A 15193-nucleotide genomic window follows, 5' to 3' on the forward strand; every position below is an offset into this window, starting at 1 on the left:
ATCTTAAATATATGACTTAGAAAATCTCAGTCGCGACAACCAGCCTTAGTCACTACTCTGCGGCCTTTACTGCCCTTAAGAAATTTGATTCATTATGCTACTCAGTGTTCTTTATATTATTGGTATTACAGCTGAAGCCATGACCGGGGCACTGGCTGCAGGCCGCCGTCAAATGGATATGTTTGGTGTCATTATTATTGCATCTGCAACGGCAATTGGTGGTGGTTCAGTCCGAGATATGCTGCTGGGCCATTATCCGCTGGGTTGGGTTAAACACCCGGAATACATTGTTATTGTCGCCGTTGCTGCAATCGTCACAACTTGGATGGCGCCACTAATGAAGCATTTACGCCATTTGTTTTTGGTGCTTGATGCAATTGGGCTGATCGTTTTCTCTATTATTGGGGCACAAATCGCTCTTGATATGGGCCACAGTACGATAATTGCCGCCATTGCGGCCGTCATTACCGGCGTTTTTGGCGGCGTCCTGCGCGATATGTTCTGTAACAGTATCCCCTTGGTATTCCAGAAAGAAATCTATGCTGGTATCTCATTCGCTGCCGCCTGGATCTACATTGCTCTGCAATACACACAACTGTCACATAATTGGGTTGTTATCATTACACTCGTCACCGGGCTAAGTGCACGACTGTTAGCATTACGATTCCGGCTGGGCCTGCCAATCTTCAAATATGAGCATTCAGAGCATTAAGTCAGGTACGTGAAGGTTTACTCCTCAAGTTGGAACCCGCTAATGTTCTGTTGCGATAAAAAGTCAGCCATAGCTTGCACCTCTGGGTGGNGTAAGAAATGAGTAATCTGTTTTGCTCGAATCGGCCCAATACCCGGTATTAAACTCCACTCGGCGATACTGCGTTGTTGTAGTGACCGCCATTGAGAATTGACAAGTGTACCCCGCGCAAAACCCAATGCCAGTAGCCATTGGGAAAAGGGTTTTTCCCTTGTGCTTTGAAATTGCTGATAAATATTTTCAGCACGGACTATCCCTATACCAGGAACACCCGCTATTTGGGCTTTAGTGAGGGATAGCCACCCCACCAAATCATTGATCAGCCCATGATGGATCAGCTCTCGCCAATATCCACTACTAACACTTTGTATATCTAGTCCTTTTGGGCCACTAAGCCATGTCAAACGAGAGAGAAGTTGCGGCTCACATTCAGGAGGGATAAGGCGAAAACAGCTCAATTGATGAAATTGATCCTCTGCTGGAGGAGTGAACGTCTGCCGTTGGCTTACCCGCCAAACAACACTATCCAACCGTGGAATACCATGCCCGGCCAGTGCAATAACGATTTGATCGCCAGATGTAATATCCCACTGCCGCCAACGCGCGACCGAGCCAACATTCACTCGCCTAATCCATTTGTCATCAATTTTTACCGGTGAAACCTGTAAAACGACTGTCACTCTACCAGTGCGGCCTATCGTGAAATGTATATCTTTAATTTCAGCAACTTGCTGTTGTGGTGGGTATTTCCACGCCACAACCCAGTGCCCCGGAACGGCCTGCCAGTAGCGTCCGGCTGGCTCCTGTTCCTGTCGGATAACAACGCCATCAGTTACAAAAGGCAGCGGTGTTTGCAACCAGTGTTTGCGAAAGTGTGCAACATCGCGACTTGATACTATTGGTTTGCTGTATTTAGCGGTCAAGGGGAAGCCCATCGCTTGCAATAGTGTCCCTTTCTCCACCATGCTGCTTGGTCCATCAGGCCATGCCCATATAAAAATGCCCAATTGGGGTAGTAATGCCGCTGGAGACTTACGCATAAGTGCACCAGCAACTGTCGCCCTGGCATTGACACCACCAGACGATGCTTGTTGATGGTCGTCCATTTGTAGGAATAGCTCCCCTTGCAGCGTTAACCAGGGAGGCGCGGTAGCGATATATTGAGGAATAGCAGTAATAAATGGTGCTTTGTCAGTCCAGTTCTGGCCTTTCAAACCATTTCCTCGACTGAGAAGTTGCATCAGTTTTCCATCCTGATACACCAGTGTTACTGCAACACCATCTATTTTTGGCTGCACCCAGAGATTTTTCCGCCCCACCATCCAATCAGCCAGTGCAGCTTCATTTTTAAGTTTTTTTAGTCCGGTATGCGCAACCGGATGAAGAAACTTCCCATTACCAGGAGTAAGTCGGTTTTCCTGTTTGTCCGGCAATAAATGGCATGACTGCCATAACTGTAATTTTTCCTGCAATTGATCGTAAACATCATCGGCAAGCACGCTAATACCTTGCTGATGGTAAGCCACATTCCACTTATCCAGTTGTTTCTTGAGTGAGTTAATTTCAACCGACATTCTTTCTGGCGGCCATTCAGGGCAGATAGCTTCCGCTCTGGAAGACCAATGTATAAAACTGACTATCAACAGAACAAATATTTTTAAATTCAGCATGCTCATCAGTCCCTTTCCTTGGTGACCGGAAGTAAAACCTGAAATGTCTTATCCGTCGAAGACCAAAAAAATTAAATGCGGGCGCTACCGAAAAATAGTTTTCTGCTTACAGCAACAAATGAAAATTACGCAATCTTCGCCGCAAAATCAGAAAATCGAGCTGTTTACAGACGAAACATTCAGGTGAAATGTGTTGTAACGCTGCATGACGCGTAGCAGCCGTGTATACTGTGCGGAGATTCACACTTCTGCTTTCTATATACACCCAAAGTAATTGGTGTTGCGGATAGGTAGCAAGCGAGCAAATCCTGATGTGCTGACTAAAGTCAGTGATTTTGGATAGAGGGCTGCTAGCGCCGTTGCAACGTCAAGTAAGAAGGGTATATCAACCTAATCAACTGAAACGTCATCATGGTCCAAGGCACGCTATACATCGTTTCCGCGCCCAGTGGGGCAGGGAAATCAAGCCTGATTCAGGCTTTGTTAAAAACACAACCGCTGTACGACACGCAGGTTTCTATTTCCCATACCACGCGTGCAATACGTCCGGGTGAGAATCACGGTGAACATTACTTCTTCATTTCTAAAGAAGAGTTTTGCCAGATGATTGATGACGATGCTTTCCTTGAGCATGCCAAAGTATTTGAAAATTACTATGGCACCTCACGTTTGGCGATTGAGCAGGTTCTTGCAACCGGTGTCGATGTATTTTTAGATATCGACTGGCAAGGTGCGCAGCAAATTCGTGCAAAAATGCCCACTGCACGCAGTATTTTTATTTTGCCGCCTTCCAAGGAAGAATTGGATCGCCGCTTGCGAGGCCGTGGGCAAGATAGCGAAGAGGTTATCGCTAAGCGAATGGCGCAAGCTGTCGCCGAGATGACCCATTACGCTGAATATGATTATTTAATCGTAAATGATGATTTCAATCTGGCTTTATCTGATCTGAAAACCATTATTCGCGCAGAACGACTGCGTTTAGGCCGCCAGAAACAGCGGCATGACGCTTTAATCACCAAATTATTGGCAGACTGAACCGAGTTTCAGTATCATGCCCCGTCATTTCGTCACCTGTGGAGTAGCAGAATTATGGCACGCGTAACTGTTCAAGACGCTGTAGAGAAAATTGGTAACCGTTTTGACCTGGTGTTGGTCGCTGCTCGTCGGGCACGTCAAATCCAGTCCGGCGGTAAAGACGCACTGGTTCCAGAAGAAAACGATAAAGTTACTGTGATTGCGCTACGCGAGATTGAAGAAGGCCTGATTACTAATCAGATTCTCGATGTTCGTGAACGCCAAGAACAGCAAGAGCAGGAAGCCGCAGAGATCCAAGCGGTAACCGCGATTGCTGAAGGTCGTCGTTAATTAGACAGCGAGTCTGCCTTGTACCTGTTTGAAAGCCTGAATCTGCTGATTCAACGTTACCTGCCAGAGGAGCAGATTAAGCGCCTCAAACAGGCATATCTTGTTGCACGTGATGCTCACGAGGGTCAGACACGCTCCAGTGGTGAGCCTTATATCACTCATCCTGTTGCTGTGGCCTGTATTCTCGCGGAGATGCGGCTCGATTACGAAACCTTAATGGCGGCGTTATTACATGACGTCATTGAAGATACTCCTGCTACATATCAAGATATGGAGCAGTTGTTTGGGAAAAGCGTAGCCGAGTTGGTCGAGGGTGTTTCTAAACTCGATAAACTGAATTTTCGTGACAAGAAAGAAGCTCAGGCGGAAAACTTCCGCAAAATGATCATGGCGATGGTGCAGGATATCCGCGTTATTTTGATCAAACTGGCTGACCGCACACATAACATGCGAACGCTGGGTTCCTTACGCCCAGATAAACGTCGCCGCATTGCACGTGAAACCCTTGAAATATATAGCCCACTGGCCCATCGGCTGGGTATCCATCATTTAAAAACCGAGTTGGAAGAGCTGGGTTTTGAAGCGCTCTACCCCAATCGCTATCGCGTAATTAAAGAAGTGGTGAAAGCCGCACGTGGTAACCGCAAAGAGATGATTCAGAAAATCTTGGCGGAGATTGAAGGGCGTCTGACTGAGGCCGGTATTCCTTGCCGAGTCAGTGGTCGTGAAAAGCATCTCTATTCCATTTATTGCAAAATGAACCTGAAAGAGCAGCGCTTTCACTCCATCATGGATATCTATGCTTTTCGGGTTATCGTCAAAGAAGTCGATACTTGCTACCGCGTGTTGGGTCAGGCTCACAGCCTGTATAAGCCACGCCCCGGTAGAGTGAAAGACTATATTGCCATCCCTAAGGCTAACGGCTATCAATCGTTACATACCTCATTAATCGGCCCTCATGGGGTTCCGGTCGAGGTACAGATTCGTACTGAAGATATGGATCAGATGGCCGAAATGGGAGTTGCTGCACACTGGGCTTATAAAGAGCAGGGTGAGTCTGGCACCACCGCACAAATTCGCGCTCAGCGCTGGATGCAAAGCTTGCTGGAGTTACAGCAAAGTGCAGGCAGCTCATTTGAATTTATTGAAAGCGTAAAATCTGATTTATTCCCTGATGAGATTTACGTTTTCACCCCAGAAGGGCGCATCGTTGAATTACCTGCCGGTGCGACACCTGTCGACTTTGCCTATGCTGTGCATACCGATATTGGCCATGCCTGTGTAGGTGCGCGTGTTGACCGTCAGCCCTACCCGCTTTCTCAGTCACTGAACAGTGGCCAGACCGTTGAGATTATTACCGCTCCGGGTGCTCGGCCAAATGCGGCCTGGCTGAACTTTGTTGTCAGCTCGAAAGCGCGAGCCAAAATTCGCCAGTTGCTGAAAAACCTGAAACGTGATGAATCGGTGAGCCTTGGCCGCCGGTTACTGAATCATGCGTTAGGAAATGGTCGAAAACTGTCTGATATTTCTGAAGATAATATCAAGCATGAACTGGACCGTATGAAACTGGCGACGCTAGATGATTTGCTAGCAGAAATTGGCTTGGGTAATGCGATGAGTGTGGTAGTGGCCAAAAACCTGTTGGGTGACCTATCAACGCTGGCGACCTCTGGCACCCGTAATCTGGCAATCAAGGGTGCCGATGGCGTCCTAATTACCTTTGCCAAGTGCTGCCGTCCTATCCCCGGTGACCCGATTATTGCTCATATCAGCCCAGGCAAAGGTTTGGTTATCCATCATGAGTCTTGCCGTAATATCCGTGGCTACCAGAAAGAGCCTGAGAAATTTATGGCGGTTGAGTGGGATCAAGAGACTGAACAAGAGTTCATTGCTGAAATTAAAGTCGATATGTTCAATCAGCAAGGTGCTTTGGCAAATCTGACTGCGGCAATCAATGCAGCCGAATCTAATATTCAGAGCCTGAATACTGAAGAGAAAGATGGCCGGGTATACAGTGCCTTTATTCGCCTGACTACCCGTGACAGGGTCCATCTGGCTAACATAATGCGTAAGATTCGTATCATGCCAGATGTGGTTAAAGTCAGCCGTAATCGTAACTAACGCCTATGAATCCTCAACGCTATGCGCGGATTTGTGAAATGCTGGCTACCAGGCAGCCGGACCTAACGGTTTGCCTGGAGCAAGTACATAAACCCCATAATGTATCCGCTATCATTCGTACAGCTGATGCTGTCGGTATCCATCAAGTACATGCAATTTGGCCAACGACTCAGATGTATACACGACTCTCTTCCGCGGCCGGCAGCAACAGTTGGGTACAAGTCAAAACACACACCCATATTAGCGATGCCATTGCTCATCTGAAATCACAGAACATGCAAGTTCTGGCAACGCATCTGTCTGATAATGCTGTCGATTTTCGTGAAATAGACTATACCCGCCCAACCTGTATTTTGATGGGACAGGAGAAGACCGGTATATCTGAGGAAGCGTTAGCACTCGCGGACCAAGACATCATTATTCCGATGATCGGCATGGTGCAATCACTCAATGTTTCTGTCGCGTCTGCGTTGATTTTATATGAAGCCCAACGGCAGCGGCAAAATGCAGGTATGTATCAGCGAGCAAAAAGTGTCTTGCCCGAAGATGAGCAGCAACGGTTACTGTTTGAGGGGGGCTATCCGGTATTGGCACAAGTCGCCAAACGGAAAGGGCTACCTCAACCGCATATTGATGAGCAGGGTCAGGTTATTGCCGATGCACAATGGTGGTCTGCCATGCAAGCCACGGAGTCTTAAATGAAAGGCCGCCTGCTGGATGCAGTACCCCTCAGTACACTTTCCGGTGTTGGTGCAAGTCAGGCTGGGAAACTGGCTAAAATGGGGTTGGAAACCATCCAAGACCTACTGCTTCACCTGCCACTGCGTTATGAAGATCGTACTCGCCTGTATCGTATTGGCGATTTAATGCCTGGTCTCTCGGTTAATGTTGAGGGCGAGGTTCTACGTTCTGATATCACCTTTGGCCGCCGCCGCATGATGACCTGCCAAATCAGCGACGGTAGTGGTGTTCTCACTCTGCGTTTCTTTAACTTCAACGCTGCGATGAAAAACAGTTTGTCTCCGGGCAAGCATGTTATCGCCTACGGCGAAGTCAAACGGGGCAATACCGGGGCGGAAATCATTCACCCTGAATATCGGGTGCATGGCGAGAACATTGGCGTTGAATTACAAGAGTCCCTGACACCCGTTTATCCCACCACCGAAGGGATTCGTCAGGCGACCTTGCGCAAACTTATCGATCAAGCGCTGGCGATGCTGGATACTTGTGTTATTGCCGAATTATTGCCGATTGAGTTAAGCCGCTCACTCATTAGCTTGCCAGAAGCTATTCATACCCTGCATCGCCCACCAGCAAATATTCAGTTGGCTGATTTAGATCAAGGCAAGCATCCTGCACAGCAGCGGCTGATCATGGAAGAGCTAGTCGCTCATAACCTCAGTATGTTGGCTGTCCGGGCCGGCGCGCAAAGCTATCGGGCATTACCGCTATTGGCAGAGCAACAACTCAAACAACGTTTTCTGGCCGCGCTACCTTTCACCCCCACGCATGCCCAGCAACGAGTAGTGGCGGAGATTGAGCAGGATATGACCCATAACTTCCCGATGATGCGATTGATTCAAGGGGACGTTGGCTCAGGAAAAACATTGGTTGCAGCCCTGGCCGCGCTACGGGCAATTGCTCACGGCAAGCAGGTTGCTTTGATGGCACCCACCGAATTACTGGCAGAACAACATGCCTCCACTTTCCGCCAATGGCTAGAACCGTTGGGGCTGCAAGTGGGCTGGCTGGCTGGCAAGCAAAAAGGTAAAGCCCGTATAGCGCAGCAAGAAGCGGTCGCCAGCGGTCAGGTTGCAATGGTTGTTGGCACCCATGCGATGTTTCAAGAACAGGTGCAGTTCTCTGGACTGGCGCTGGTTATTATTGATGAACAACATCGTTTTGGTGTTCATCAACGGCTCGCTTTATGGGAAAAGGGTGAGGAGCAAGGTTTCCATCCACATCAACTTATTATGACCGCGACCCCAATTCCAAGAACGCTGGCCATGACTGCCTATGCAGATCTTGATACCTCAGTGATTGATGAGCTTCCCCCTGGTAGAACACCGGTGACTACAGTGGCAATCCCTGATACCCGCCGCAGTGATGTTATCCAGCGAGTTAAAAATGCCTGTCTGGAAGAGGGTCGGCAAGCTTATTGGGTCTGCACACTGATTGAGGAATCTGAAGTCCTGGAAGCGCAGGCCGCCGAAGTAACTTGTGAAGAACTGAAAATTGCTTTGCCGGAAATTAAAGTCGGCTTAGTTCATGGGCGCATGAAAGGACCAGAAAAACAGGCAGTTATGCAGGCATTTAAACAGGGTGAGTTGCAGCTATTGGTGGCAACCACAGTGATCGAGGTTGGGGTCGATGTGCCTAACGCCAGCCTGATGATAATCGATAACCCGGAACGCTTGGGGTTAGCGCAATTACATCAGTTACGAGGCCGTGTCGGCCGTGGTGCTGTCGCCTCTCATTGTGTATTACTCTATAAAACGCCGTTGAGTAAAACCGCCCAAATGCGTTTACAAGTGTTGCGTGATAGTAATGATGGCTTTGTCATTGCCCAGCGGGATTTAGAAATCCGTGGACCGGGCGAATTGTTGGGGACACGGCAAACTGGAAGCGCGGAGTTCAAAGTGGCTGATTTACTGCGCGATCAGGCGATGATTCCCGAAGTCCAACGGATAGCTCGCCATCTGCACCAGCAATATCCTGAACATGCACGCGCATTGATTGAGCGCTGGCTACCAGAGCGAGCGCGTTACACTAACGCTTAATGAATAAGGGGCAAGTAAACTCGCCCCAGAGTACAGCTACCCTACCACCGCTGGGAATATTGGCAGTAAAAGATAAAGCTTAATCACGATCGCATTAGCGATATCAATAAAGAATGCACCTACCATTGGCACCACTAAGAACGCCAGATGAGATGGGCCAAAACGGTCAGTAATCGCTTGCATATTGGCGATTGCAGTCGGTGTTGCACCCAGACCAAAACCACAGTGCCCCGCCGCCAGTACCGCTGCATCATAGTTTTTCCCCATGATGCGATAAGTGACAAAGATAGCGTACAACGCCATCGCCAGTGCCTGAACTGACAAAATTACCAGCATCGGTAATGCCAGTGAAGCCAGCTCCCAGAGCTTCAAACTCATCAGTGCCATTGCCAAAAACAGTGACAGACTGACATTGCCCAGCACTGATACCGCACGATCAAAGACTTTATAGAAGCCGATTGCCGACAACGTGTTACTGAGGATAACCCCGACAAACAGCACACAAACAAAGATTGGCAGTTCAAACATCGTGCCCTGCAACCAACCCGCAATCACATTGCCTGCCATCAGGCAGATAGCTATCATGGCGATGGTTTCAACTAACACCAACGAGGTGATCATGCGCCCGGCCGAAGGCTTTTCAAATGCGGAAGGGACTTCGCTGTCTTCCGGCGTACCATCGGGTGTGGAAGATCGCTTCACCAGGTAGCGGGCTACCGGGCCACCAATCAATCCCCCCAGCACCAAACCAAATGTTGCACAAGCCATAGCAACTTCTGTTGCATTTTCAAAGCCATAGCGTTCAGAAAAGAGTTTACTCCACGCAGCACCAGTACCGTGCCCACCTGATAAGGTAATTGAGCCAGCGAGTAACCCCATCAGCGGGTCTAGCCCCATCAATTTAGCAAGCGCAATACCAATTGCGTTTTGCATGAGCAACAAACCAATGACCACAAACACAAATACGCTCAAGGCTTTGCCACCAGCACGTAAGCTAGCCAGATTGGCATTCAAACCAATAGTTGCAAAAAATGCCAGCATCAAGGGATCTTTGAGCGACATATCAAAACTGATTTCCCAGCCAAGAGTCTTTTGCATCAGCAACATCAAGAAGGCAACCAACAAACCGCCGGCTACCGGTTCAGGAATAGTGTATTTTTTCAGGAATGGGACAGTTTGTACGAGTTTTCGGCCTAATAATAAAACCAAGCAGGCCGCGACTAGCGTGCCATAGGTATCGAGATGAAACATCTTGGTACTCCATGCGATTAAAATATCGATTAAAAATATGACGTTAGACAGTTCCTTAAAAACGCCAAAACAGTTAAGGAAGGGATTAGAAGAAAAAACGCCGCCCATTACAAGTTTAGTAATAGAAAAATGCAGGTGAGCACCGAATAGAATTATTTTTAAAAACGCAGCGCAACCGATTGCTTTTGTGAGCCGGATCATTAAAATGCCCTCTTTGCCGATCCGGGAATGCCACTCCATGTCTACGCAATCCGCCGAGCTTGATACACCACAGCAAGCAGCCACTCGCCCCAGCGAATTGATTTACCGTTTAGAAGACCGCCCCCCACTCGCCCAAACATTGTTCGCTGCTTGCCAGCATTTATTGGCGATGTTTGTCGCAGTGATAACCCCTGGCTTATTGATTTGTCAGGCGCTGGGACTACCAGCGGAAGATACCCAACGCATTATTAGCATGTCGCTGTTTGCCTCCGGCTTGGCATCGTTACTGCAAATTAAAACCTGGGGGCCAGTTGGCTCTGGCCTATTATCGATTCAGGGCACCAGTTTTAACTTTGTTTCGCCATTGATTATGGGTGGCCTGGCGCTAAAAAACGGCGGCGCAGATATCCCAACCATGATGGCGGCACTGTTTGGTACGCTAATGGTGGCGTCCTGCACCGAAATTATACTTTCCCGCTTCCTGCATCTGGCGCGCCGCATTATCACCCCACTGGTATCTGGTATCGTGGTGATGATCATCGGTTTGTCATTGATTCAGGTTGGGCTGACATCAATTGGCGGCGGTTATGGTGCAATGAGTGACCATACCTTTGGCGCACCGAAAAACCTGCTATTAGCGGGTGCCGTATTAGTGGTGATTATTCTACTGAACCGCCAGCGCAACCCGTATTTGCGTGTGGCCTCTTTAGTCATTGCGATGGCCGTGGGTTACTTGCTGGCCTGGTCGTTGGGTATGTTGCCAGAGAGCCGCCCGGTGGTAGATACCGCGCTGATCACTATCCCAACACCACTCTATTATGGCCTCTCCTTTGATTGGAATCTGCTGGTACCACTGATGTTAATCTTCATGGTGACCTCACTGGAGACCATTGGTGATATCACCGCGACCTCGGATGTCTCTGAGCAACCGGTTCATGGCCCGTTGTATATGAAACGCCTGAAAGGTGGTGTGCTGGCGAATGGTTTGAACTCCATGCTGTCGGCGGTGTTCAACACCTTCCCTAACTCCTGCTTCGGCCAGAACAATGGCGTGATCCAGTTGACCGGTGTCGCCAGTCGTTATGTCGGTTTCGTTGTCGCACTGATGCTGATTGTACTGGGCTTGTTCCCGGCGGTTGCAGGTTTCGTGCAACATATTCCTGAACCCGTGCTGGGGGGCGCCACGCTGGTGATGTTCGGTACCATTGCCGCTTCCGGCGTGCGTATTGTCTCTCGTGAAACACTCAATCGCCGCGCTATTATGATTATGGCTCTGTCATTGGCAGTTGGTATGGGTGTGGCACAACAGCCATTGATTCTACAATTCGCGCCAGATTGGGTAAAAACACTGCTTTCTTCCGGGATTGCTGCCGGTGGTATTACTGCCATTGTGCTTAACTTACTCTTCCCACAAGAAAAATAATCTTTACATCAACACGTCAATGAAATGGCCGGTCGTAAACGATCCCGGCCATTTTTTTATCGCCGGATAACTGATTGTCTATTGAGCTCATGGACAAATTACGGCATAAACAGGGTTCCGTATCACCGACAGGCGTGGAAAGACCGGATGAAATTTCTCGGGAAAGTGCTGCTAACGTTATTACTACTACTGGTGCTGTCCGTAGTGCTGTGTTACGTATTGCTCCAAACCAGTTGGGCTGCCGGTTGGCTGAGCCGTTGGGTTAGTGATAATAGTGAATATCGCCTCTCTCTGGGTAAAATAGACCACTCATGGTCCCAACCGGGACAAATCAGTTTCAGTGATATCACTCTGGGCCGGGCCAATCAGCCTCCGTTTCTTGTTGCCCAACAAGCGCTGTTTGGCCTGAGTTGGCGGCAACTGACCGAGCCTCGACACCTTCTCAGTCTCAATCTGCAAAATGGTCGTTTAATCCTCAGTAACAGCCCATCACCGCTGCCATTACAGGCTGATACCTTGCAGTTGACTAATATGGCCCTCGATACCACTCTTGAGGCGAAAAACTCAGCCGCTCAGTGGAAGATTGCGGGTCAACAAGTGACTGGCGGTTTGGTGCCTTGGCAGCCACAACCGGGTAATAGCCTTGGCGAAAATGCTCAATTTCAGTTTAGTGCCGGTTCTTTAACTATTAACGGTATTACCGCGCAACAACTTTATCTGCAAGGCTCGATACAGAAAAATGCCCTGACCCTAACCAATTTCGGCGCAGATATCGCGCAGGGTGAATTGACAGGTAACGCCAGCCAAGCGGCTGATGGCAGTTGGCTGGTCGATCGCCTGCGGCTCAGCAATATCCGCCTGCAAACACCAGCATCGATAGATGATGTTTGGAATACATTCTTACAACTCCCGCCGATTACGCTAAAACGCTTTGATTTAATTGATGCGCGAGTAGAAGGGAAAAGCTGGGCATTTAATGACCTGGATTTGACGCTAAAAAATATCACGTTTAAACAAGGTGATTGGCAAACTGAGGATGGCGAACTGTCCTTCAATGCCGGTGATATTATCAAGGGTAATATTCATCTGATTGACCCAATAGCAACATTTGCTTTATCTCCGGCTGGCGTCGCAATTAATCAGTTCTCAACCCGCTGGCAGGATGGTCTATTAAGAACTCAGGGGAATTGGGCGCGCGATACTCATCGCCTGCAATTGGATGAACTGACACTGGTCGCGCTGGTTTACACTCTGCCTGCCGATTGGAAGCAACAATGGCAACAAACATTGCCAAGCTGGCTATCCGAGGTGTACGTCGGCAAGCTTAGTGCTAATCGTAACTTGTTGATTGATATCAGCCCTGACTTCCCCTTCCAGATTACATCGCTGGACGCCGCAGGCACTAACTTACTGTTGGCAAAAAACCATCAGTGGGGTGTATGGTCTGGCTCATTAATGTTGAATGCAGGTAATGCGACGTTTAATAAAAATGATATTCGCCGTCCGTCACTGGCCCTTAATGCCAATGAACAACAGATTACATTTAGTGAGTTAAGCGCATTCACCAAAGAGGGCTTACTGGAGTCCACCGCCAGTATTGACCAAACGCCTGCCCGAGCCTTATCACTGGCGCTGACCGGCCGTTCTGTCAATCTGGATATCTTACAAAACTGGGGCTGGCCAGCATTACCGTTACAAGGCCTGGGCAACCTAAAATTACAGATAAAAGGAAGTCTGGCTGCCGATACACCATTGAAACCTACTGTTAGCGGCTCTCTACAAGCTACTGACAGCAATGGGCAACAAGTCAATCAAACTATGCAGCATGGTGAAGTGCATAGCGTAGCGGGGCAATAAGGGCGTTTTACACTGCCCTACCAGATTGCTGCTGGGCGACAACGCCGATTACATGATATTTTTCATGTAATCGGCACAGAAATTTGTCCTACATAAGAGGGAACGAACCCGAGTATTCAAAGAAACTCTGCGGCACATAATTATTAATCTTATTTTCATAACAATATTCTATAACCTGCCGTTTACTGGCTACACCGGTTTTCCGATAGATATTTTGGGTTATATTGCAGACTGACCGGGTTGATAAATGGATCTTTTTAGCAATTTCTTTACTTGAGAAATCATGTAAGATATAAAACAATACCTCCCATTCTCTTTTGGTGAATAATGCAGATGGAGGTGTAAAGATAAGTGATGTAGGAACTTTTATCTTATTTAAACGAGTTAAAATGATGTCTTGTACTGGTCGAACATGAAAAATAACACCTTGCGATATCCCACTTTTATCTATTAACGGATATTTGTCACAGAAATTAGGCTTAAAATAGGAAAGGCCATCCCATTCATGTATTTCAACCGCTGTTATACGATCCTGCAATAACTCTACCTTACGGTCATGCTCTTGAAACTCAGCCTCAAAATCTGATATTGGTGTGGGAAGTTCGCCATCAGACCTCCCCTCTACACAGTATTTATCAGGTAAAGCTAATAATTTATTGAATCTATTATTTGCATAAACAAATCTTGATTGATTATCTTTAATCCCCCAAGGTTCTGAACTGTGCTCCCAAAACCGTATTAATACCTCTAGTGATTGCTTCAGATTTTCTTCCATCCCAACCTCCCTATTATATTTAGTTTGCCATTACCCTGCGAGTGGAAAAGAACCCGAGTATTCAAAGAAACTCTGCGGCACATAATTATTTATCTTCTGCTCATAACAATACTCTATAACCTGCCGTTTACTGGCTACACCGGTTTTTCGATAGATGCTTTGGATTATATTGCACACTGACCGGGTTGATAAATGGATTTTTTTAGCAATCTCTTTACTTGAGAAATCATGTAAAATATAAAACAATACCTCCCATTCTCTTTTAGTAAAAAGATCTGATGGTGGGGTAAATACAAGTGAGGTGGGGACTTTTATTTTATTTAAATGCGTTAATATTATATCTTCTACTGGTCTTGCATGAAAAATAAGCCCTTGTGAAATGCCGAGTTCATCTATTAATGGGTACTTATCACAAAAGTAAGGTTGAAAATAGGAACGTCGCTCAAATGCATGTATTTCAATCGTTGTCGCTCGTTCTTTCGATAATATCGCCTGACGATCATGTTCCTGAAATTCAGTCTGAAACTCTGCCGTTGGTGCTGGAAGCTCACCATCCAATCGCCCTTCCACACTAAATTTATCAGGTAACCCTAATAATTTACCAAACCTATTATTTGCATAAATAAATACTGACTTGTTATCTTTCACCCCCCAAGCTTCCGAACTATTTTCCCAAAATGGTATTAACATTTTAAGCGAGTTTAGTAGTGTCTTATCCATTTAAACCACCCTCTTAACGTTAGTTTTGCCTTACTCTTCGAATAATCATCCGCCCTCGATAATCGATGAACCTACTGGGCCATATCTCTCGAGGGGAAACACCGATAGCGTCTGCAATAATTACTTCTCCCTTGGGCCACGGGCGTGTTAGCGCGTTAGCTAATGTACTTGGCGAAAGCCCACTCTCTCTTGATAATGCTGCTAGTGAGCCTTTCGCTTTCCGTATTGCAGCTAAAATATCTTGTCTATGCCAATCTCTATCCATTTTAATTCACTCCC

13 protein-coding genes are annotated in these 15193 nt (G+C 47.5%); 8 read left to right on the top strand and 5 right to left on the bottom strand.

The features are described from left to right. The first annotated feature begins 94 nt into the window (after nucleotides 1–94). Nucleotides 95–712: a trimeric intracellular cation channel family protein gene (locus tag V1952_RS14205; protein WP_372560150.1), complete on the top strand. Its 618-nt coding sequence runs from the start codon at nucleotides 95–97 to the stop codon at nucleotides 710–712. Between the two features lie 17 nt (nucleotides 713–729). Here V1952_RS14205 and ligB read toward each other — a convergent pair whose 3' ends face one another. Continuing rightward, nucleotides 730–2427 (bottom strand): NAD-dependent DNA ligase LigB, encoded by a 1698-nt coding sequence (ligB, locus tag V1952_RS14210; RefSeq protein ID WP_420074957.1) that lies wholly within the window; start codon nucleotides 2425–2427, stop codon nucleotides 730–732. Nucleotides 2428–2832: 405 nt separating this feature from the next. On the opposite strand from ligB, the gene gmk reads away from it, so the two are divergent. From gmk to recG, 5 genes are read left to right on the top strand one after another with little or no spacing between them, the layout of a single operon-like run. Beyond that, nucleotides 2833–3456 (top strand): guanylate kinase, encoded by a 624-nt coding sequence (gmk, locus tag V1952_RS14215; RefSeq protein WP_005191120.1) that lies wholly within the window; start codon nucleotides 2833–2835, stop codon nucleotides 3454–3456. A gap of 54 nt (nucleotides 3457–3510) precedes the next feature. Further along, nucleotides 3511–3786 carry a DNA-directed RNA polymerase subunit omega gene (rpoZ, locus tag V1952_RS14220; protein WP_004392061.1) on the top strand — a complete coding sequence of 92 codons (276 nt, stop codon included), beginning with the start codon at nucleotides 3511–3513 and terminating at the stop codon, nucleotides 3784–3786. Between the two features lie 18 nt (nucleotides 3787–3804). After that, nucleotides 3805–5907, top strand: a complete 2103-nt coding sequence (gene spoT / locus V1952_RS14225) for a bifunctional GTP diphosphokinase/guanosine-3',5'-bis pyrophosphate 3'-pyrophosphohydrolase (RefSeq protein WP_083161661.1) — start codon at nucleotides 3805–3807, stop codon at nucleotides 5905–5907. Between the two features lie 5 nt (nucleotides 5908–5912). Continuing rightward, nucleotides 5913–6605: a tRNA (guanosine(18)-2'-O)-methyltransferase TrmH gene (gene trmH / locus V1952_RS14230; RefSeq protein WP_083161659.1), complete on the top strand. Its 693-nt coding sequence runs from the start codon at nucleotides 5913–5915 to the stop codon at nucleotides 6603–6605. Further along, nucleotides 6606–8687, top strand: coding sequence for an ATP-dependent DNA helicase RecG (gene recG / locus V1952_RS14235; RefSeq protein WP_420074958.1), 2082 nt, complete (start codon nucleotides 6606–6608; stop codon nucleotides 8685–8687). Nucleotides 8688–8723: 36 nt separating this feature from the next. Here recG and gltS read toward each other — a convergent pair whose 3' ends face one another. Continuing rightward, complete coding sequence (gene gltS / locus V1952_RS14240; protein WP_083163981.1) at nucleotides 8724–9938, bottom strand: sodium/glutamate symporter; 1215 nt, start codon at nucleotides 9936–9938, stop codon at nucleotides 8724–8726. A gap of 238 nt (nucleotides 9939–10176) precedes the next feature. On the opposite strand from gltS, the gene V1952_RS14245 reads away from it, so the two are divergent. Then, complete coding sequence (locus V1952_RS14245) at nucleotides 10177–11562, top strand: uracil-xanthine permease family protein (protein ID WP_083161655.1); 1386 nt, start codon at nucleotides 10177–10179, stop codon at nucleotides 11560–11562. A 147-nt stretch (nucleotides 11563–11709) separates the two neighbouring features. Next, nucleotides 11710–13419, top strand: coding sequence for an AsmA family protein (locus tag V1952_RS14250; protein WP_420071927.1), 1710 nt, complete (start codon nucleotides 11710–11712; stop codon nucleotides 13417–13419). 88 nt (nucleotides 13420–13507) lie between these two features. Here V1952_RS14250 and V1952_RS14255 read toward each other — a convergent pair whose 3' ends face one another. The 3 genes from V1952_RS14255 to V1952_RS14265 are packed head-to-tail and all read right to left on the bottom strand — an operon-like array spanning nucleotide 13508 to nucleotide 15179. Then, nucleotides 13508–14194, bottom strand: a complete 687-nt coding sequence (locus tag V1952_RS14255; RefSeq protein ID WP_420074959.1) for a helix-turn-helix transcriptional regulator — start codon at nucleotides 14192–14194, stop codon at nucleotides 13508–13510. A 30-nt stretch (nucleotides 14195–14224) separates the two neighbouring features. After that, nucleotides 14225–14914 carry a helix-turn-helix transcriptional regulator gene (locus tag V1952_RS14260; protein ID WP_420074960.1) on the bottom strand — a complete coding sequence of 230 codons (690 nt, stop codon included), beginning with the start codon at nucleotides 14912–14914 and terminating at the stop codon, nucleotides 14225–14227. Between the two features lie 19 nt (nucleotides 14915–14933). Beyond that, entirely contained in the window at nucleotides 14934–15179 is a 246-nt protein-coding gene (locus tag V1952_RS14265) for a helix-turn-helix domain-containing protein (RefSeq protein WP_083161647.1), read from the bottom strand. Nucleotides 15180–15193: the final 14 nt, after the last annotated feature.

The sequence above is a fragment of the Yersinia sp. 2542 StPb PI genome, assembly GCF_048593855.1.
Taxonomy (GTDB): Bacteria; Pseudomonadota; Gammaproteobacteria; order Enterobacterales; family Enterobacteriaceae; genus Yersinia; species Yersinia enterocolitica_E.

Excerpts from the sequence above, each read along its gene's own strand:
- V1952_RS14205 (WP_372560150.1), top strand. The coding sequence starts at position 95 with ATGCTACTCAGTGTTCTTTATATTATTGGTATTACAGCTGAAGCCATG.
- gmk (WP_005191120.1), top strand. The coding sequence starts at position 2,833 with ATGGTCCAAGGCACGCTATACATCGTTTCCGCGCCCAGTGGGGCAGGG.
- rpoZ (WP_004392061.1), top strand. The coding sequence starts at position 3,511 with ATGGCACGCGTAACTGTTCAAGACGCTGTAGAGAAAATTGGTAACCGT.
- trmH (WP_083161659.1), top strand. The coding sequence starts at position 5,913 with ATGAATCCTCAACGCTATGCGCGGATTTGTGAAATGCTGGCTACCAGG.
- recG (WP_420074958.1), top strand. The coding sequence starts at position 6,606 with ATGAAAGGCCGCCTGCTGGATGCAGTACCCCTCAGTACACTTTCCGGT.
- gltS (WP_083163981.1), bottom strand. The coding sequence starts at position 9,938 with ATGTTTCATCTCGATACCTATGGCACGCTAGTCGCGGCCTGCTTGGTT.
- V1952_RS14245 (WP_083161655.1), top strand. The coding sequence starts at position 10,177 with ATGTCTACGCAATCCGCCGAGCTTGATACACCACAGCAAGCAGCCACT.
- V1952_RS14250 (WP_420071927.1), top strand. The coding sequence starts at position 11,710 with ATGAAATTTCTCGGGAAAGTGCTGCTAACGTTATTACTACTACTGGTG.
- V1952_RS14255 (WP_420074959.1), bottom strand. The coding sequence starts at position 14,194 with ATGGAAGAAAATCTGAAGCAATCACTAGAGGTATTAATACGGTTTTGG.
- V1952_RS14260 (WP_420074960.1), bottom strand. The coding sequence starts at position 14,914 with ATGGATAAGACACTACTAAACTCGCTTAAAATGTTAATACCATTTTGG.
- V1952_RS14265 (WP_083161647.1), bottom strand. The coding sequence starts at position 15,179 with ATGGATAGAGATTGGCATAGACAAGATATTTTAGCTGCAATACGGAAA.